Below are 22,655 nucleotides of genomic sequence, written 5' to 3' on the forward strand. Positions count from 1 at the left end.
GTATATAATTGTGCGCTTTGCATTTTAATATAATTTATTAGTAATTTTAAAGTATTAAAAATTTTCATATTTTTCCTTTAAAACTTGCTTATTATTCGTTTTATTTCTCTTGGAGTTATTTTGTATTTATCTTTAAAAAAAACTAATAATAAATTTAACTTTATTATTAGTTTGGAAATTATGAATTCTTGTTTTCTCAACCTTCAAAAGAACCTTTACGAATTTGCTCTAAAATTTGATCTTTGAGTGTTGGTTCTTCTTCTTTAGCTGGTTTGTGTGTAGTTGTGTTTGTAAAAGGGTTAGGACTTTCATTGTAAAAAATCATAGTTAACATATCACTAGGTTTAACATTATTTTGATTGTATCAATCACCTTTAGTTTTAAATCACCCTCAACCTTTTGTAGCTTCTTTGTTTCATGCTTCACCATGCAATTGGTCTACAAAATTATCATATTCAGACTTATTAGTTGAACCTTTAGGAATTGCGTTTTTTAATGCTGCAAAAATTTTACCACTCGCCGTAGACGAATTTAACAAACTACCATAAAACCCTGAATTTTTAGTTATAGATCAAGCGCCTTTAAATTGTGATTCCCAAGCATAAAATAATGTTAAAAACATTAAACGATATAATGTTCTTCCTGCTGGAGTGTTTTTGAAATTATCATATGTAATTTTTTCATGACCTAAACTTGAATAAACTCTTCAAAATATGTTAGCTATCGATGACAATTGTGTTTGTTGAGATTTAGCACCTTCTCCACCTATAATTAATGCAGCATAATCAATTCCTGTATATGTTATATTATTCAGTCCTCGTAATATTATAGAACCTTCATTCTGTTTATTAGAATTTCATCTTGGTGCTTTTGTTAAAATAATATCAAAAAATTCAGCAAAAATATTGGCAGTTAATAAGGTATTTTCTTGTTTGTTGTCTATTTTTTGTCATTCTCTTTGCGAAGTGCTATTTTTTAAATCATTATCTATTTTAACAACAAAGTCGAAGTCAAAAACCTGAGAACTTGAAATAGAATTAAAGGTTGTAGAGAAAAAGTTCGCATCAAATTGTTGTGCCTGAGTTTGTCCAAGTTTATCTACAAATAAATTTAAAATTTTTAAAACAATTTCTGATTTATTACCACGATCAACTAAAGCTTTTAAGAAATTACCAATTTTATTGTAATCATCTTCTGTCATATTTGTTAATTTTAGTTGACTTGCAATAATTTTGGAAAAAATTTTACTCATATCATTATTATTGACTGCATAATCAATAATCTGCCACAAGTACTTTGTAATAACATCCTTATTTTTATAAATAATTTTCTTTAAAAGATCAATAACACTTGTGACATCTTTGTAAGAATCAATATTTATTCCCACTTCATTTAAAACACTTACAATAAAATCTGCATTCCCTGGTTGAGAAATAAGAGTCTTAATAAATTCTTTTATTTGCTGGGAATCTGATTCAAATTCATTTCCCAAATATATCTGAAGGCTAGATAAATCAATACTATCAATAGTGTTTTTAATAAAAGAAGAATTTAGAACAGATACAACTAATTTCCCAATATTTCTTTTATCTTCTTCATTAATTCTATCCTCACCTTCACCATTTTTAAAAGTAGCAGCTAATTGTTTTATAAAGTTTACTATAAATGATTCATCAACAAAATGTCTTTTTAATTCTGTAAAATCAAAATTTTTATTTTGTGCTCTTTGTTCAAATAATGTTTTAAAGATCTGTACAAATGTTTTAATTAAATCATTGGTATCAGTATAGTTGTGAACTTTACCGTCAATATTGTCTGTCAAAATCAATTTAGCTCATTTTAAAAATGAATTAATTTGAGCATCACTTAGTTCAACACCCAATATTTTACTAAAAATAGGTTTTAGTTTGCTTGAAAGTTCGTTTAATGGAATAGATTTAATAAAAGTAACGAGAATATTTGGGAATTCTGAATCATTTACAACATCTTTTAAAATATTAAATACTGATTTGCTTTCAGTAACATCTTGTTTTGCAATTAATTTAAAAATGTCAGTTACAAATTTCTCTGTGCCATTTGTACTAAGGAAAAATGTAATTAAATCTTTAATTTTTTTACCTTGATCTTCACCAAACTTTTCATTAAATGTTCTAGTTGCAAAATCACTATTTAAAAATCCTTTTAATAAAGATAATAGTTTTTGTCCATCAACCTTATTAGATTCTGCTGGAACTGAAGAATCTGAGGTTTGTGAATCTTTAAAATAAATATGACTAATATCATAAACAACATTAGAAACTAAATCAATTAATCCATTATTAAAATCTTGTGGATTATCACTAAATAAATTTGTAATCACAAAATTAATTACAGCATTAATTGTTAATGGTTTGTAAACGCCTACAGTTTTGGTCTCAATAGCTTGGCGTGTTTTATGAGCAAAATCTTTGATTATTTGTTGTAATGTTGATAAATCAGTTGAGCTTAATGTAATTCAATTAGCCTTAAGTAATTTATCTAAAATATTATTAAGATCACCGGAAGCTTCATCAGTACCAATAAAGATAGCAATAGCTTTATCAACTAAATCACGTTTTTCTTTTAAAAATCCAAGTAACAATTGTGATAGGGATTGGTATTGATTAAGATTTGAAGTTTTAAATATAAACTCCATACCGCTTTTTAAAAGTTCATGCAACTGTTCAGAGCTCAAGAATTTACTAATAATACTTGAAAGTTCTTCTCTTAAGGTTGAATCACTACCTGCTGGAATACTATTTTTAAAAAACTCTAATACTGGTTGTGATTTTAAAATATCAAAAATAGCATCTGCTAATTCATTTGTAGTAATTTGCTCTTTAATATTAGTATTATTTTCAAAAATACGAGCAAATGATTTTAGTGCGCTATATAAAAAATTTGAATTTTTTATAGTTGTTTGAGCAAATTTAGCTAAAAAATCATCAAAATTCAACTTACTACGTAAAGTTAAATATTCATCTGCATATTTAGTTTGTTCTTGTTGATTATCAGTTTTTTTATAATCATCTTTTGCTTGATCTTGTTTGTTGTAATTTGTAGCAACATAGTCTTTCATTTGTAAAGTGAATTGATCTAATAATAAAGTGATAATGTTATCTTGACTATTATTGCTTGAACTGTGTTTTGCAAAATCTTCTAAAATGGCTGTAATAATTTTAGAAATAGTGTTTTTGGTGTTTTGTGAATAATTATATTTGTCTAAAAAGCCAGCTAAAAGAGTTGAGATTGCATTATTAAAGTCATCTTTTTCACCCTGACTGATCAAGAATTTATAAATAATGTCTTTGATTTTATCGGAATTGTTAGCAACCAATTGGAATACAAAACTATCAAAGTCGATAGAACTGCTATATTTGTCGCGGTGAGTAATGAAAAAATCTTTTAAAGCAGTAGTAAATAACTCATTAATTTGTGCAAAGCTATTTTGTTGCAAAAATTCTTTGGCACTATCAAAAAGAACTTTTACAACACTATAGTTTTTAGCTTCAGAACTATAAAAGGTAGATAAATCTAAACTTGAAATAACAGAAGTTAAACGTTGTAAAAGTTTAGATAAAATCTCTACTTGATTCTCATTTAATTGACTTTGTAGCAAGTCTTGAACTAATACAAGTAGATTTTCTTTGTTGCTAAAGAAATTTTTAAAACTTGTTGCTAAAGTTGAAATAAATAATTGACTTAATTTTTCCTTATTAAATTTGGAATTAATTGTTTTTAAACTATTTGTTAAACTAATAGCTATAGATTTTGCTAAATTTTTAAAAGTTTTAGTAGAAGTAATATTCTCTGCTAAACCAAGCATAGCTAAACTAATGCCATCTTTGTCTTGTTCACTCAAGTCTAAGTGCGCTTTTCTATCTATTAAATTAACTAATAAAGTAGTAAATACATGTTGTTTAAGTGCATCAGTAGTAAAGTTTTGAACAAAACTAATAATCGAACTTTGGTTAGCATCATTTTTAACAAAGTTTGTAACCAAATCAGCAAAATTAGTTGAAGATTTATAATTTTTGCCATTGTCTAACAACTCGTTTAAAACTTTGGTAAACAAAAGTCTAGTAGAGTCAAATTCAAAAATAACTCTTCAATCAGAATTATCAGAATTTTCATCACTAAAAAGTGATAAAATACGATTTTGAATAGATGCACTGCTAAACACAGTTTTAAATAATGCTTGCTTTAATGCTTCTGGTTGTTGAGAAACGATATCATTGTTGAGTACAAAATTAATAAGAGCTGGTAATCCACCTTCTAATAAAAATTTACGACTAATACCATCAATAACAGATTCAAAAGTAATTTTATCTCAAGTATTACTATCTTGAACTTCTTTGATATAAGATTGTAAAGCTTGAAGAATTTGATTTAAAATTGGACTTTGAGCTAATTCTTTTAGAAATTCCTTAGTTTTATTTCAAGCATCTGTTGTATTTTGTTTTAAAAATACTTTAGCAATTGATTGAAAATCACCACTTTTAGACAATAAGTTAACAATTCATTTCTCAATAACACTATCTGTATCTAAAAAAGCTACAAACATATTTTGTGCACTAGCTTGATAAGATGCTAATTTTTGTTGATTTTGAGCTTCGTAATCTGATGTTTCAAGTACAGTTTTATCATTAACTTCTTTGATAATGTCTTGATTTGAAGCTATATCTAAAACACGAGTGTAATCATTTTTATTTTTTTGTAAAAAATCAACATCTACACCTTTTAAATTAAAAATGTCACTTTGATCCAAAGCCAACTTATAAAGTAAAGCTTGTGCCATTTTTTTATATCCTTTGGCAGAAGGGTGGATATCAAAGTCTACACTAAAAATTTTGTTATTTTTTCAATCAGTTTGATCATAAGGATCTATATAGTTAATTTCTTCTTGTAAAGCCACTTGTTTAATATAACTGTTTAATTTAGTAATAACACTATTTCCAAAATCTAAAGAAAAACCTAATTCATTTTTGAGTAAATAACCAACAAATTTAATTGCACTGCTATTTAAATCTTGATAACCTAAAATATTGATTCTAAGTTTAGGGTTTATTTTCTTTATTTTTTCAACTAATTTAGTTAAATTAGTTTTAATTTGTTCGAGTGCATTAGCTACATCACGTTGAACTTGCTCAGCTATAACTGTTTTAGAAGCTAAATTATTGTCTGATAAACTAGTTAAGTATGAAAAATTTAAAGATTGAAATAAGTCGTTAGCACCTAAAGTAAAAGTTAACAAATTAGCATCTTGAATTTTTTTGATAAATTTAGGATACTCATTTGCACTAAAGTTACCAAAAACATCACTAATTTGTTGACCATAAGGAGAATTTACCTTAGCATCAATGTTGTGAGCATATTTTAAAAATGTTTTATCATAATTTGCATATTCTTTATTTGTAGGTTCAAGTAAATACAATCAGTTTTTAACTGTGGTTCCAGAAAGAGCTAAATTATCAAAACTAACTAGAGAATCTGGTTTAATTTGTTGCAAAAATCTTGCAAAAAAAGCTGGATATGATAACCCACTAACTTGACCATCTTCTAAATTACCTCGTGAGTCAATTCTACTATCTAAGTTAAAACCAGCAGTTACAGAATCTCCAATTGCTAAATAATTTACTTTATTAAGTAATTTTTTTTGTAATTCACGAGTTGAATTAAGTTGACTAGAGAAATGTTCTCTATTATTTTGATTAATTTGACAAGCAGTTATGACAAAAACTGATGTTCCCAATATCGCTGCTGTTCCAACTAAACTCTTAATTGATTTATTTAAAATAAAGCTTTTTTTCATAATTAGCTCCTTGTGTATAACTACATATTATTTGAATAATTAAACTAATATCTACAAATAAGTAAAAACTCAACTAATTGTAAACAATTGAGTTGAAAAGTCTATTTTATATATAATTGCTTTTAAACAATTATTTAGTTATACTGTGACGGAATTGAAAATAAAAATGTTTGTTAAAAATAAAAAAATAAAAGACTAAAGCTTGTTTAGTTTCTTTTATTTTTAAATTTAAAAAAAGACAAAATTTATTAATCTGATATTTGAAAATCTTAGATACTTTTGGTTCGAAGACATTTTTGAAAGATTCAATTGCATCAAAATACAATTGTTTGCTTTGATCACTTATGCGGCGCATAAATGTTTTTAAAGCATTTCAAACTTTCACAATATTTGTCTTCATAACGTACTTTTAAGAAATTATACCAAAAAATTACAATAATTGCATTTTTTAATTTTATTAGTCGTAAATCCAATTAATAAATAAAAAACAAAACCTAAAAATAACTTAGGTTTCATTTTTTTTATTTTTTTGTGTAACCTTTAAAATTATTTAAAAATCACGGTAATTTATAATCCAGTGGATGTTCTAAATGACGTCTAAGGATTTCAGCTGACAAGGAATAAGTGTTTTTCAAATCAAGTGGGTGTTGACCATTGAAGTTAACTCCAAAATAATTATATTCTGGAGTATCGTATTTTCAACCTTGCAAACCAGTTAGTGGTATACCTGAGTTAATAGTTGCTATATACTCATGACCATCACCTAGTATACCTGTTCCAGAGTTACCTGCATTATAAAAAGTTTGCACATAATTGTTAATATGGGATAAACTAGTTGTGGCTTGAGCATTTTTAATCCTATTAAGATAATATCCAGCTTGTTTACCATATGGGAAACCAATAATAGCATATTTGCGCACATCTGAGTTAAGACTAATGCCTTGCTTTTCTCAACTAGTATTAAATTTTACATCTGGCAATTTGGCCAAGTCTTCAAACCACTTAATAAGTCCCATTTTTCCTAATTTACGAGCTTGATCAATCATGATGTTGGCATCAAAAGAAAATACTGTTGCATCAATATTTTCTCTGCCAGCTTCACTAGTTTTACCATCTTTATTAGTTTGATTAATACCGGTTCAAATAACTTGTAACTTCATATTATTGCCAACTTCTGCTCCGCCTCAATATGAAAATCCAGCTTCCACATCATTTTGGAATCGGCTTGAAGGTTTGGTAAAGTAATTTCGACCTTGATAACCAACTTGAGTTCTTAGATCATTTCAATTATCAACTTTGACAATATGTCTATTTGAAATGGCATAAAAACGTAAATCTTTTGGATCGTTACTTACTTTAGCAAGTTCTGTTCCTGAACCGAAGCTAAAAGCAAATTCTCTAGCTCTGGCCTCACGAACTAATTCATTAGTTTTTCAACCTTTGTGAATATATTGTTGGTCCATTAAGTAACCATTGTGAAGTTCGTAATTAACATTTTGATTTGGATTATACTCATCAGAGTTGAGTATTGATTCTGGAGTATAAAAGCTTATTGGTTGATTTTCTTGACTAAAATCAAGTTCATTGTAGTTAAATTGATTAGTTTCTAAAGCACCTGTATTAAACTCTTCATGCTCAAGAGAATTTGTATAGCTAATTTCAACACTTGCTCCATAGTAGTTAAGTATAAAAGCCTTATTTTTATCAAATTCGCCATAACGCGCAGAGTTGTTGGCATAAATTACTGGAGTAGCTAGTGTATAAAAATAAGGATTACCAACTATTAATTTATTAGATGACTCTTCTAATCTAAGTGTAAAATCAATATCATTTTGAGCCGATAATGTTGCGATTAAATCAAGTTTGAGTGCTGGTGCTTGTTTTTTGGTGTTGATTGAGTATGGATGTGTTGTGAAACTCACGGTTTGACTTTTTTGACTCATTAGTTTATCAAAATCGATTTCAACTGTATAAGGTTTTGAATAATCACCAATGATTGCTTGTCTATTGATAAATCTAGATAGCCTAAAATCATCTTGAATTAAAGTATCACCTAAAATTGTTAACTTAATTTTACGTTTGACAGAATTATTTTTTAAAAATGTTTTATCTAGATATTTTTCTTTTAAAACTCAATGGGCACTTTGATCACTTGAATTGTAACTTCAACTTTGATCTTTAAAATAAAATTCTAGTTTTCTAGTTCTTTCAATTGAATCTCTAGAGTTGAAAATAGTTTGAAGATTTGGGTTTTCAAAACTAAATTCTTTTTTAAAAAAGGTATTTGAACTCGCATCTGCTATTTTATATCAATTATTTCCAATAACAGTTTTGTGAGTTGTTGGATCAGTATATTTGAATTTAATATATAGACCTTGTCTTTGTTCGTTATTTTGAACAACAACATCTGCAACTTGAATTTTGTTTGTATAAAAATCAAAATTATTGTAATTAATTGTTGTTTTGAGTCAATGAATTTGATTTTGAATTTGTTGAGCTGTTGTCAAATTAGTTGGATTATTGATTGTAAAATCACTAAGTTTGATTTGATTTAAAATGATTTGTGGATATAAGTTGTATTTAAAATCATTTCTTAAGTTAGTTAAAGTGATTGTTTTACTTGCATTTGTATATCTTTTGTTAGTATTATTTTTGTCAATAAATCCTAATTTAAATGAAATAGAATCTGGTTTATTGTTAACTAACTGCACGTCATAAAAATAAATAAAATATTTTTTTGTTATTCGACTTACATCTATATTATTAGAAACATCACCATTTACAGAAATATTGCCTGTAGATTTATAGAAATCATTATTATTTGCAACAAGATTGCTATTTTGTTCAATAATATTACCTTTGGAATCTTTTAAACCATCTTTTACTTGATCTTTGTCTTTGAATTCAGCATTATCATGATTAGCTTCAGCTGCTTTTTGAGCTTGTTGTTCTTCACTAGATTTTACATCAGGACTATTTTTTGTTAAAGTATTTGATTTGAGTTTTAGTAAATAATTCAAAGCTGCAAAAGCATGTTGGTCTACAATGTCTTTTGGATCTAGTAAAGAATATTTTGTAGCTTTTTTATTTATAATTGCACCATCTGCCTTGCGAAGTTCAAAATTAGTGCTATTGATTTTATCAATAATCGCTTTGTCTGCATTGTCAATATCTTTATGATCTTGGTTAGAGCTAAAATCTGCTACTTCAAATCATTTGTTTCGATTTTGAGTTTTGATGTCTGTATAGTACTGAGGTTCGAAATAATTTATTTTTTTGGCAAATTTATTTTGATATTCTTCAAAGTTTTCTAAATTACTCTTGATATCTTCAAACTTAACGTCTTGTCCATCTTTTTTAATTCAAAAAAACACGTTTGCTAAAGCACCTGTATTTGAATTTACAAAATTTCTATATCAAATTAATGATTTAGGATAAATTTGATAATCTCCAATTTTAGGAAAATTATAAGAATCGGTTAGGGCCTCAATAGCATCAGAAGCTTTGTAATCACTATGTGATTTAGTTGCACCATCTTTAAAAGTTGTATGATCTCAAATTAACTCTGCATCAAGATCAGGGTTTGTGTTTTTATGTTCGATGTAACTAAGGGCTTTGGCTAAATCATAATCTAAGTCACGCTTGTCATTTGCTCAAGTTGGGATTTTAACAACCATTTCTTTAGTTTGTCCATTTTTTTGAACTTCAAACTTAAATTGAGCATCAGTAGGTACTTTTGAATCTACATTGTAAAATTGAATTGAGTTATCATTTTGTTGACTTCAATTTTTAAAACTAAGTTGAACATCTTCTGGTTTTTCAATATCAAACAAATTTTTAATTATATCTTTAGCATTGTCATTTAATAATTGATTAAAAACATCTTTAACTTCATTAATAGTTAGATTTTTAGCATTTTTATTTGAGTAAAAACTTGAAATAGAACTAGCTAAAGTTTTGTTTCCAAATTTATTAGATTTTACAAGATTTTCTAATGGTTTAAAAATAGTTGCAACAAATCATTTATCAAATAAATTTTTTTGACTTTGATTACTAAATGAATTGCGATTCTCTCTAAGTCACTTATCTGGTTCTTTGTAATATAACGAGTTTTTAAATTGTTCGCTTGGTTCAATTGAAACACGAAAATAATCTGCTTCTGGTTCGCTTGTTTTAAAACTAATACTTTTAGCACTTTCTAATGTTAATTCTTTAACCTGTTTTTGGTTGACAAAAAAATCAACTGATAAACTAATTTTTTTGTCATTAGTTTTAGTTAGAGAACCTTTTTTAATTTTATAAGTAAAAAAACCATCTACATTATTTAATTTATTAACAAATGATGATTCGATTTCTGCTTTTTTAAGTTCGAATTGAGATGAGCTATAACTAGCTAGTCTATCATAGTCGATTTCAAATAGTTTGTCTAGAGTACTAAATTGAATTTTTGCTATAACATCGTTAAAGTCATTATCAAAAGTCATTGTTTTATCAATTTGAGCAGTAATTTTGGGATTTGAAATTTTAGTAGCTTGATAAATCAAATGTATTTGATTAATATTGTTATCATCTAATTTAGAATTTAAAAATACTAATTTAACACCATCGATATCATTTTCTGTAAGCAAAAATGGTTTTGTTTCAGTATCGACATTGGCACTGTAAATTAATTTTTTTAAATCATATTTGTTGACACCTGGATGAAAATCAACTTTTAATTTTTGTTCAACTTCCGCTTTAAAATCACTAATTTTTTGATTGTTGGCTTGGCCATTTAAATTGGCCAAAGCAGTTTTTAGATCTAAAATTGTAGCTTCTAAATTAGAAATAGTTGTTTGAGCTTCTAAAAAGTAATTGTTGTTTAAATTAAGTTTTAGATCACTATTTAAAGCATTTTGTGCTTTGTTAAAAATGTTATCAAAATTGGTTTTGTTAGTTGCTAGGTTATATTGTGATGTAGTTTTTATATTTTCAGACATTTGTACCAAATCTATAAGTTTACTAGCTACATCATTATATTGACTTGCAAGATTAACAAATGATGTTATTGCATTTAAATCATCAGTATCATTAACTTTTTGTTTAAAAGCATCTTTAAATTCAAAAGATAATGATGTTAAATTATTTATTTTTAATTTTGCATCATTTTTAGTTTTTTGAATCTCTTTAAGTGTAGAACTTGATTTTAAATCCAGATTACTCACTAGTTGTTTAAGTTCGCCAACATTTGGATTTTGTGAGTTTTCTAAAGTGCTAAGATCATCAATGTCAATTTTATCTTTTGAACTAGATAGACCTTGTTTTGCAACAATTTGTTGAGCTAAAGATTCAATTTTACTAACTTTGTTCAAAAAATCTTTTAAATTTTGATTTTTACTAAAATCATTAATTAAATTGAGTTCTAAATTTTTACGACTAGATTGACTTAGAGCAGTTTTGGGATTATCTAAAATATCTTGAATTTGTTTGTAATCTTGTTCAAATTTTTTACCGTTTGTATAAAAATTGGACAAAGACTGCTCAATTTGACTAATCTCATCTGATTTACTAATTAGCTGGTGCAAACCTGTTGCATCATTTTTATCAATATCTTTTTCTAAACTATTTTTTTGACTTTCAATTGAAGTAACACTTAAGTTTAAGGATTGTTGTAAAAAGTTGGTGTAATTTTGACTAAAATTAGTTTTTTTAATTTTGCTCAAATAATCATTAATTTGGGCTCATTTTTTAAGTGTGTCTGCAACTTTTTTAATATCAATTTCTTTATTTTCATCAATTTGATTTACAACAGATAATAAATATTGTTTTAAATCAGTGGGAACATCTGAGTTAGAATTGGTTAAAATAGTTTTGATTTCAGAAGCATCAGAAATTCTATGATTAGAAATTGACCCATTTTTACTAAAATGCACACCAAGACCAATTGATGTTGCAATAATTGGTAGTGTAACTAAAGGAATAATGATTTTCTTTTTAAAAAATTTGCTCATATTTTTTTATTATTTAATTTATTTATTTCAAATATATTGTTTCACAAATTAAATAATTCCCTTATCTATTAATATATTTAATTATAACAAATCTAAAACTAAGAATTAAAATCTAAATTCCACTGAGTTTATATCTATTTTTTGCAAACTAATTTTTATTAGTTTGAACTTTGAATTATTTTGTCACAAAATAACAACATTTTAATAAGCTGGTTATAAATTTATACATTTTAAAGTTTTATTTAATTATAATATAGTTAAGTTTTTGAAAAATACCAAATTATGAATAAAAAAAAATTACTTTGATTATTAACTCCTATTTTAACACTAATGGCTTGTAATTCTGCAGGAGCACCATTAAATGATGGTACTAAAATACCATCAATCACAAATAATCAAAAATCAACTAATCTTGAACCTAAAAATAAGTCAAAAGATAATTTTGAACAAAATAGTGATGATGACGATGACGAGTTGGAAAATCCAAATGATCAAAAAAGTTATTTGGAGTTAGCAAAACTATTTCAAAATGGTAAACGAGTTAAAAAAGATTATTATAATCTTGATCACCCAGATAAAGACATTACCACTTATAGAAATGATTATGGTGATAATTTTGAGTATCACTATAACAAAAAAGACTTACCAAGCTTCCTTGAACTTGAAAGCCAATACAAACCAAATAAATTTGATGCTACAACTTTAAAAGAAATTGATAAAAAAGCAAAAGATGCTGGACAAATGCTTTATGAAAATGCTCAAAAAAGATTTTATTCTTTACCTCATATAGATCAGGGAAAAATTGATGGTCTAAATATTAATTTAGTTGCAACTAATAAAAAATTTCCTGGAGTAATGATATGAGGACAAAATAATAGTGGGCCAAACCGAAGTGGTTTACCAAGAATTTTAGCTAATCCTAATTATCAAAATTTAGCTAAGCGCTCTGTTTCTTTTTTTTATAGAGATGGTACAAGACTTAATGTCGATAGTGATCCAGCTACTTTGGTAAGGTATGTTAACACTCATCAAGGAAGTGCTACTATTTTAGATTATAAAATTGAGCCAGATGGTTCGTATCCTAAAACTTGATATTTTATTACTGCGGGTCATGTGATTTCAAATTTAAAAATTGCTAACAACTATCAAGAAAACGGACTTTGAGGGACTCTTGATAATTATAATCCTGATGATTTGCAAACAAATACTTGAGATTTAGAAATTATCAAACTTAATAGCAATACTAAAACAGATAAAATTATTCCACCTACACTTGATGATCCTAAATATTACACAAGAACTTCTATAGTAGTTCGTGACAAAAATGGGGTCCACAACAATGGTTTGGATAACCAAGATTATTATCTTGGACGCAAACCATCAGGTAAGATGAATATTAGAACTGTTTTAATTGGAACTGATTTTTTTAATTTTAATTTACCAGATATTAGTAAACAAAAAGAAATTCAAGATTTCAAGTTAGCTCTTGATGTTGGTATAGTTGAAGTAACCTTTGATTCAGAAGAACAAGCTAAATCAATTACACAAGATTTTTATAATGAACAATTAGTTAATAAACTAGATAAAACAGATGTTTTAGGAGATGATTATTACAAACTACCACCTAACCCATTTTATGCTTTAGGTTTTCCTCAATTTAGATATGAATCTAGTCTTAAGTTAACTGAGGATGATAAGTATCCAAAATCAACTAAAGATCCAGAGTTAGCGCGCTCACCTTGAATTAACAAAAACGTTGATTTATATTCTAAAATAGCTAATAATCAATTCATCGATTGAAAATCATTAGCTGGTGGTAGTGACTTTTCCACAAGTTGAGGTTATCGCAATTTTGTTAATCGACCAGGAATTAGTGATATTTTAATAACTGCCCCAGTTTTTGGGAAACAAACCTTGGATGTTCCATATTTAAAAGATGGCAAAATGTTAAAACAACATTATTTTTGAACAGGACTAACCACTCATATTGATAATTATGTTACAGCTCCTGGAGCTAGTGGATCAGGAGTTTATATTGGAGATAAACTTTATGGCATTTTTGCTGGTTCTGACTCTAAATCATCTACTAGTGTAATTACTAATTTGTATTCTAGTGGTTTTGATTATAAAGGTTATTATGGCAAGTATAACTTACCAGCTTACGATGTTATTTATGGCGGATTTGCTGATCAGCGTAAAAGTTATTTAGCAGCACTAAGACAAATGCATCATGATGATTTTGGTTTTAAAACCGCTTTATTTAATAAAGGTTTAAATTGGGATTATAAAAAAAGAAATAAAATAATTGAATAAAAAATAAATTAAAAACAATAAAAAACACCCACAAATGGGTGTTTTTTATTGTGTAATTTAAATTAGTATCTTTTGTCAAACATTTTTCAGAAGTTAGGCATATTTACAACTTGTTGTTTTCCATTATAAGTTACAGTTATAACAGCTTTAGTTGGGTCAAATAAACTACTTAATTGAACATAGAATCCAAAATCTTTACCTTGTTTAACAATAATAGGTTTGTTATTATTGTGGATACCAAATTTAACAAGATTGTCTACACTTCCTTCAGGTAATAATTTTCCATCTTTAACTTTATATTTCAAAGTAACATCAGGTGTATCAATGTGTTGTAGTTTAACTATAACTTCTTTACCTTCTAAATTGTTATTAGAATTATTTTTAATTGTAACATGTTGGTTTCAGGTTCCCCTTGATCAAACTTCATTTTGTTGTCATTTGGTTAATGTTTGAACTTTTGCATCACGTCCTGATACTCTAAAGTATGTTCCATCTCTAAATCCAGTAAATGACATTGTTAATCTAGTTTTAGAAGGATCAAATCTATTGCCTAAAAGTATCTGGAAACTAATGAATCCTTTTTCATCATCTGCCTTATAGGTATCAGTGTACATACTAATATCACTTTTATTAGAATAATTAGTGATTAATGTAGCTGATTTTCCATCAACTATATATGAAGCGCTGCTAGTTTTATTATCCTCTTGAACATTCATATTTAAATAAAATCTTCTTTCTGGATTTTCTGAGAATCTAAATTCATTAGGAATAGTTACTTGATATAGTCTTAAGTTAGGAACAAATCCAGTTCATTGACTATGATCTAAAACATCAAGATATTCATTTGTAGCACCAAAAGTTACATATCTATTAGGTTTGTAGTGGTTAGTAGTTCTAAATTCTGCACTACGAGTTTGGTAAACAGGAGTGAATTTAAAATCTGAAAGAGATGATTTTCATTGTGGTTTGGCTGGTGCGGCAGTTGGTAAGGATACTTTTGGTCTAGCTGGTGCATGATATTGTTCTACAGATTGAGCCAATCTAAGCACTTCATTGTCACTCATTGAGTCTAGGTCTTTTGTAATGACCGGAGCAGGTTTAGGAGCCCCACGACGAACTCTTTTTTTACCTTTAGATTTTTGTGCAGGCACTACTGCTGATCTATCTTCTCCTACTACTGATCTTTTACTTCTTGATGATCTTGTTTGTGTTTGTGGAGATGGTTTTTTTGTTGGTTTAACTTGAATTTCTCTACCATCAAGCCCTAATTGGAATTTAAAATTAGATAGGTCCCAAGCATATAATCCTGAAAACTTAACTGTTAATGTATAAGTTTTGTTTTGATCATTGTATTTTCCGTTTTCTATTGATATTTGTGTTGGTAAGATACTTTCAGTAACTTCTTCAACTTTATCTTTATAACCTAAATACATAACATTGTCTTGAGCTGCATTTGGATGTGAAAATGTAAAACTAATAAAAATATAACCTTGGTTTAGGTCTCTTAATTCGTTTTGTTCGATTGGTAAGGTAACATCAACATAATTAAATGATTTACCACCACTAAAATATGTTTTGTTAAAGTAGGCAGTGGCCAAACGTTGTGTAGTTGAAGAATCAAAAGATTGAGTACTTCAATTGTTGCTATCACTATAATTTGTTGCATTATTATTTGTTTGTTTACTTTGAGTAAGTCATAAAACTCCCACTGAAGCAATTGCTGATGCAGATAATAAGACAAACAATTTTTTCAATGATGCTTTTTTCATATATAAACTCCTTTTCTAAATAATTTAAATTTAAACTTTGTTAAATAATTTAACTATATTATTATAGCTATAGTATTTAAAAGTCAATAAAATAATATCATTTTTTTTTTTTTTTTTGTTAAGAAAAAAATATTTTATATCTTATTAAAAATAAAAAAACACAAATGTTTTTTTCATTTGTGTTTTTTAAAAAGATTATTATTTATATAAAAATTTTGTTTAATTTTTAATAATAAGAATTTTTTGTTTAGTTAATTGAGATTATTTTTTTGTCACCCTTGATCTTGAACACTGGCAAAATTAGGATTTTAATTCATCAAAAGTAGCTAGTGTATCTGTTGTGGTTTGTTTTGGTGTTGGTATAATTGCCGGATCAACCACTTTCTTAGGAGTGACTACAACTTCGTTTTCATTAAAGTATTGATCAATAAATGCTTTTGCAATTTTACGACGCACTTCTTCATTTTGAGTTACGCCATTTTGATCATTATCTTTAAAGACTGCCATAGCCTTAAATGTTATATAATTATGTTCATTAGAAGTATCATCACCAATTTTACCAAAATCAATCCCTCTACTAATGAATGAAGTAGCTTTTTTTGTTACATCAGTTACATAAACTGGTTGAGTAAACACTGATTGAATTGAATTGTTTAATGGATCTTTAATAGCAGATGAATAAAGACTAAAATTAATAATATTATTAATATTAGTTGCTTTATTTGGATCAGGAAGATTCTTAATATTAATTTCTAATAATAATGTAGGATCATCATTATTTGCTTTAGAAATAAAATCACTATAGTACACATTACCAGAGAATTTATTTTTAAATGTACTATTATTATATTCATTTCCTGTATTTGCAGCACCTGATGATTTTAATTGAAATACTCTATTATTATCTTTTTTTATTTCACTGTTTGTTGGGACAGTGAATAATGCAACAATGTTATGTTCTCCATCAACTTTTTCTGCATCAGACTCTTTTCCTTTTACATCTTTATAAGTAATTCCAATAACATAAACATTATTTTTAATAGAATCTAGTTGCTTAATACCCATTTGAGATGAAATACTTGTATCTGCAGCAGGCATTTTTTGAATAAATAATCCTACAGATCCTTCCATACCTCCTGAAAGTTCATTTCTGGATTGTAAAAAGTATGTTTTAAAATTATCTTGTAAAGCGCTTGCTTTAAAAGCAAATCATAAAGTACCATTAGTTAAAGTAGTGTCAACTTTAGTTTTAGCACTTTTATTTGTTGTAGGAGATGAGAATGTTAAACTTCCTTTATTTAATGCAATACCTGCATTTGAAGCTTGAATTCCTTTGCTTGTTAATACTTTAACCCCTTCTGTAATTTCTTCTGGTTTTTTTGGTGGTGTTGATATTGGTAATTGAAGATCGGAAGTTTTAGTATTAAATGATTGCTCAAAATTATTATAATTTAATAAACTTGAGCTTAAAGTAGCTTTAGTTACTTTTTTACTTGTTTCAGTATTTTCTTTTAACTTTGGAATTACTCCAACTAATTTTTTAAAGGTTGCATCAACAAACACATTAGCTCCATACTGTGATGCCACATCATAAGCATAGTTTGGAGCACTAACATTTGCGATTATAAATGAGTATGTATTAAGAATTGTGCTACCAAACATAGTTTTAACTAAAACTATGTAATTACCAAACTCTTTATTAAACTGACCTTTAAGTGCAATTGTTACATTTTGTGGTAAAAGACTTTTTAGTAATGTTAATGTTTCTTTAACATATTCACCATAAGTTTTTTTATTAAATGTAGAACCATCTCCACTTCTGTTTAATAGAGTTACTAATTGAGAAAGAGCTAAGTCTGTATTTGTTGCGTAATTTTTGTTAAATGCATCAATTGCCGCATCTAAATGATTAGCAAATAAAATTGGAGCTTTTGAGCTAATTCTAAGAACTAATCTAGAAACTTGATTATCTTTAGCTACACTTACTGAAGCTTGATCAGATTGAGAACTTTCTGATTGAGTATTATTTGACTGTTGATTTGTAGTTGTTGTAGCAAGTGTTTTAGCCACAAGAGTTCCTAAATTATAATAACTAGCTGCTAAAATAGGACTTGCGTCAGCTACCAATTGATTAATAAATTCACTTCTAGTATCTACAACTAAGTTAGTTCCTGCTTGGAAATATCATTTATCAACTCAATTAAATCCTTGTGGAATTAATTTATCTGATTTATCCTCATTTTTTTCCTTATGTTGAGAATATGTAATTGATAATTTAAGTGAATGATTTGCTTTTAATGCATCAATTTCATCAGAGGTTAAAACTCCATCACCTTGTGCAATAGCAATATGAAATTTCTTAAATTTAGGTTTTAAACTAATTCCAAATTTTTGAGTTTTAACTGGCTCAAATCATAAATCAAAGTCTTTAACATTTGGGTGTTGTTCATCTTTGAACCCATCTATTTCTTTTAATTGCGCTGGTATTGAATCACCATAAACAACATCTGCAATACTTACATTAGCTGCTTTAAGAGCTTTTGCAATTCCAGGTTTTAATTCATATGAAGAATTAAAAGAGTTAATCAATGCTTCTTGATTTACTTCGCTAGTTTCACCTAAATTATCAAAGTTTAATGTTGTTTCAGATATAGCTTTGGAATTATTATTTTTATCAAAAACCTTAACATGAATTGATAATGTTTGATTAATGTTATCAACATTACTAAATCTTAATTGATTATTTTCATCAACAACTGGTTCAATGTAGTATGAATCAGGAAGAATAGTGAAATCACCATTTGAATCTTTAAGACTCAATCCTCCTACACCAATTAAAGCGCTTTTGAAAGCTTCTGCTATTTTTTCTGAAGACATAGTTGTTTGACTTGCATCAGTTGTTGATTCTGTAGCACCACTTGCTTTAGGAGTAGGACCAACAATACTTTTCACACCTTCAGCAGAAGTAGTTTCATTACTTTGTCCTTTTTGTGGTGGGGTTGTAGTTTTGATTGTTGAACTTGCTGATTTAGTTTTTAGTATTTCGATTTGCTGACTAAATAGTTTTTGTAATTCAAGAGCAACTGCAGTTGCAGTTTTATCTTTAACTTCCTTATTAACTTTAATACTTGATTTTTCTGAATCAAATAATAAACTACTTGCTTCTTGTGAATCTTCTGGAGCAAATCCGCTAATTGTTCCATGTGCCTTGTAGTGAATTTTATTTTTAGCGTCAATACCAATTACATAAACTTTATCAATCGAATTACCACTTGGATTAGTTTCACTATCAGTAAGTACTTCAAATTCCATATTACTATCTAGTTTATTTAAATCTGTAAAATCAATTGCATCAGTTAATTCAAAACCATACGATTTATCATTATGCAATTTCAATGCTAATGAAGCACTTAATTTACCTTTATAAGTGTCTTTTAATGTTAAATTTTGAATAGCTGTTTTAAATTGACTATAAGTGAAATTAAATTTTTGAACTAATAATGCGGTTGCTTCATTATCGTTTCTTTCATTTAATTTTTGCTTATAACTGGCAGTAATTGCATTTGAACTAATTATTGGACTAGCAACCGCAGCGATTACAATCGCTGATGTTGCACCTATAATTAGTCCACCTTTTCAATTTAGAAATTTTTTAATCATTATTATATTATCCTTAAGTTAAGTATTAATTAATTATATAAAAGAAAATTTTATTTTTTTACTGGAGCTTTAGGAGCTACACTATAAGGGTTTGTATCATTATCTAGTTTTTTTTCAAAAGAAAATTCATCATCTAAACTTTTATTCTTTGTTTGTTGATACACAAAGATTTTAATAGATTGTGTTGCTTTTTTATCACCTAGAGCTAAAACTAAACTTAAAACTTTATATCTACCAAATGCAGCATCAGCACTAACAGGTGTTGTATCACCTTTTAATGTTAAATTTGAATCAATAGATTTTAAGTAGTCATTTAAACCATTAAGTCCTAATTTTGTAAGTTCAACATTATCAACTACATTGTTAGCGGTTATGGATGAGTTTAATTTTTCATATACATCTTTACTTACTCACACAGTACTATAAATAGGAGAAATTCCTTTAGTAATTTGGTTTAAGTTTACAACTTGAGCATCTTCTACCCCATCACTAACACTAATATTTTTAAGTAGTTCAGAATCTTCCTTAGATGAGTATAGTGTTTGCTTATTATTACCATTATTGTCTACCAAACTCAAAGTATATTGGTATTTAAAATTATTTAATTTATTTTTTGTAACAGCGGTCTCATCAATAAATGTAATACCATAATTTAATTTAACATTTTTTCCAATTGGAAGTAATGGAAAACCAATATTTATAGTAGACAATAAATGAACTTGATTATACATTGCGATTAAAAGTTGAGCAACATTTTGAAATGATGTTAATTTTGAACCATCAAGTCTATTTGTTACAAACTCATCACTACTTGATTCTATAATGCTTTTTAAAACTTGGTAATCACTATCTGGATTTTCCCCAATTAATTTATAAGCGGCATCATCTTTTATGTTTACTAAAACTGACTGAGGTAATAAAATGTCTTTTTCTTGGTTCTCTTGATTTATCATAAAAACTTTCATACGATTATCAGGGCCTTGACCTTTAGACTCGGATTCAGCATCTACATCTTTAAGAGTAATACTTTGCAATTGTTTAAAAATAGGTTTTGTGGTATCTAATTCCTTAACTTTAGATGCATCAACTATTCCAGCAGCTTCTAAAACTTTTAAAAATTGACTAGCAGCAACATCTAAACCTTTATTTGCTAATGTGAAGTAGTAACGAGATACACTCAAATCAGTTGGTAAAAATGTAGATTTAATATTAAATACACCATTTTCTTTATTTACTTTTGAAGTATCTAAACTAAACTCATTTCTAATTTGTTCATCAGTTGGTAATGTAAAATCAGATGTTAAAGCTGCTAAACGCTCACCTTTGTAAAATCTAACATTAGTTGTTGTAGGGTTAGTAAATAAATTTTTAACATCTTGAAGATTATTAGAGTTTAAAGCTGTTGTAATTGAGTTGTAATCTATTTTTCCATCACCATTTTTTTTATCTTTATGAAATAGAAGCTGTTGTTTATCAGCAACAGTCATTGCTGTAGCAACAGTTTCTTCAGATGTAAATAAATGTGTTAATTGAGAATCAGCATAAGAAGACTTAAAGTTGTCTAATGTTAAATTAAAATCTTTGGTAAATAATTTTGTATCGTTTTGGGAAGATACTGTTACAGTTCCTGATGCAGTTGCAACAACTTTACCACCTTTATTTTCTAATCCTAAAGAATCACCATCAATGTGGAACATAGCTTTTAAACCAAGACCTTGAACTGATCCAGGTGTTCCATCTTTTTCTTTAAAACTAAGATTATTTAAACTTAGTGGTTGTTCAAGTGAAGAATTAATATAAATTTTAGCATATGCATCTTTATTAGCTTTATTTGGAAAGAAGAAAGAATTATATGCGAAAATTCAATCAAGTGCATTTTGTTTCTTTAAATCAATTTTATTTTCTGTTTCCCCTGTAGTTGGAGTTGTATAATAATCACTTGCTTGAAACTCTTTAATAGAAAATTGATTTGCAACATCTGGACTTGCAAATACGCCTGCAAGAGGAATTTCTAAAACATCAGTATGTTTTGAATCAATTCCATTTAATCCTTCAAATTTTTGTTTGAAAGAATCGCTAAATTCTGTTTGTAAGAAAATTTTAGCTGATTTTCTACTATTTACTAATGTAACATATTTATCACTATTTGGATCTTTAATTAAAGTTACTTTGTAACGTTGTTCACTAGATGTTACACTAGCATCTTGTGTAGTTTTTGCTCCTTGAGTAGCAGATGGTGTAGTAGTAGATGCATCTGCATTTGAGTTTGTAGTCGCAGAAGTAGTGATTTGATTTTCTGCATCACCTTTGATTTTATCAAAAATAGATGAAATATTAAAATACTTACTTAATTTAGCAATTGCATCGTCTGAAGATGAAGCCATATTTACATCGGCTTCAAAGTCTTGAGCTGGTGTAAGTTCAACAAGAGTTTTATTTGCTACAGTTAACAAGTCTGGGTTAACTTTGTTTTGATCATCAGAACCTTTTGTAAAACTACTTCTAGTTACATCATGAGCAAAAGCTGCAATGTCAAAATCTGGTTTGTAACCAAATGAAATGGTAGCCTTACCAATATCTGACTTAGCTGTAGTTGCACCAGAAAACTTAGGTTTTTTTGTTGATTCAACATAGAAAAATACATCAAAACTTTGTGAATCATCATTAGATACAATGTTAGAAACTACAATTTTAGCATCAGTTAAATCTACTTTTTCATATACTCCATTTGGTGTAGTTTCAAAGAAGTTGATTAAACCATCAACATTTCAATTTTTACTTTTTGCATCTTCAACTTTTTGTTTTAAATCAGCAAAAGTAGTTTTGTAGTTATAAGTTCCCTGAGCAAATGCAGCATTAGTAATTTTGCCAAGATCCGCATTTACCTCTTCGAGTGGATTGCCTTCATAAACCGCTTTAGAAGCAACAGCAATAGGTGCAGCAACAATAATTACTGAAGCTACCGCAGTACCTCCTATGATTAAATATTTTAAATTTTTTTTCATTCAAAATCCTTTGTATTAAAAATTTAATATATATTCTATATTAAAAAAATAAAAACATTACTTTTTTAAGTACTTTTTTTTTTTTTTT

At 27.4% G+C, this 22,655-nt stretch carries 6 protein-coding genes; 1 reads left to right on the forward strand and 5 read right to left on the reverse strand.

Going from position 1 to position 22,655, the window contains the following annotated elements:
* Nucleotides 1-178: 178 nt before the first annotated feature.
* Entirely contained in the window at nt 179-5,830 is a 5,652-nt protein-coding gene (locus ACJHWB_RS01830; RefSeq protein WP_483132806.1) for an SGNH/GDSL hydrolase family protein, read from the reverse strand.
* Nucleotides 5,831-6,351: 521 nt separating this feature from the next.
* On the reverse strand, nt 6,352-11,820 hold the full coding sequence (locus tag ACJHWB_RS01835) for an MGA_1079 family surface serine endopeptidase (RefSeq protein ID WP_483132807.1): 5,469 nt from the start codon (nt 11,818-11,820) through the stop codon (nt 6,352-6,354).
* Between the two features lie 282 nt (nt 11,821-12,102).
* Between ACJHWB_RS01835 and mip the strand changes: the two genes are divergently transcribed.
* A complete protein-coding gene (gene mip / locus ACJHWB_RS01840; protein ID WP_483132808.1) occupies nt 12,103-14,133 on the forward strand; it encodes an Ig-specific serine endopeptidase MIP in 2,031 nt (676 codons plus the stop codon).
* A 62-nt stretch (nt 14,134-14,195) separates the two neighbouring features.
* Here mip and ACJHWB_RS01845 read toward each other — a convergent pair whose 3' ends face one another.
* The 3 genes from ACJHWB_RS01845 to ACJHWB_RS01855 form a co-directional block, all read right to left on the reverse strand.
* Nucleotides 14,196-15,902, reverse strand: coding sequence for a hypothetical protein (locus ACJHWB_RS01845; protein ID WP_483132809.1), 1,707 nt, complete (start codon nt 15,900-15,902; stop codon nt 14,196-14,198).
* A 300-nt stretch (nt 15,903-16,202) separates the two neighbouring features.
* A complete protein-coding gene (locus ACJHWB_RS01850; RefSeq protein WP_483132810.1) occupies nt 16,203-19,562 on the reverse strand; it encodes a P110/LppT family adhesin N-terminal domain in 3,360 nt (1,119 codons plus the stop codon).
* 50 nt (nt 19,563-19,612) lie between these two features.
* Nucleotides 19,613-22,567, reverse strand: coding sequence for a P97 family adhesin (locus ACJHWB_RS01855; RefSeq protein WP_483132811.1), 2,955 nt, complete (start codon nt 22,565-22,567; stop codon nt 19,613-19,615).
* Between the last annotated feature and the right edge of the window lie 88 nt (nt 22,568-22,655).

The sequence above is a fragment of the Mesomycoplasma sp. genome, assembly GCF_056854695.1.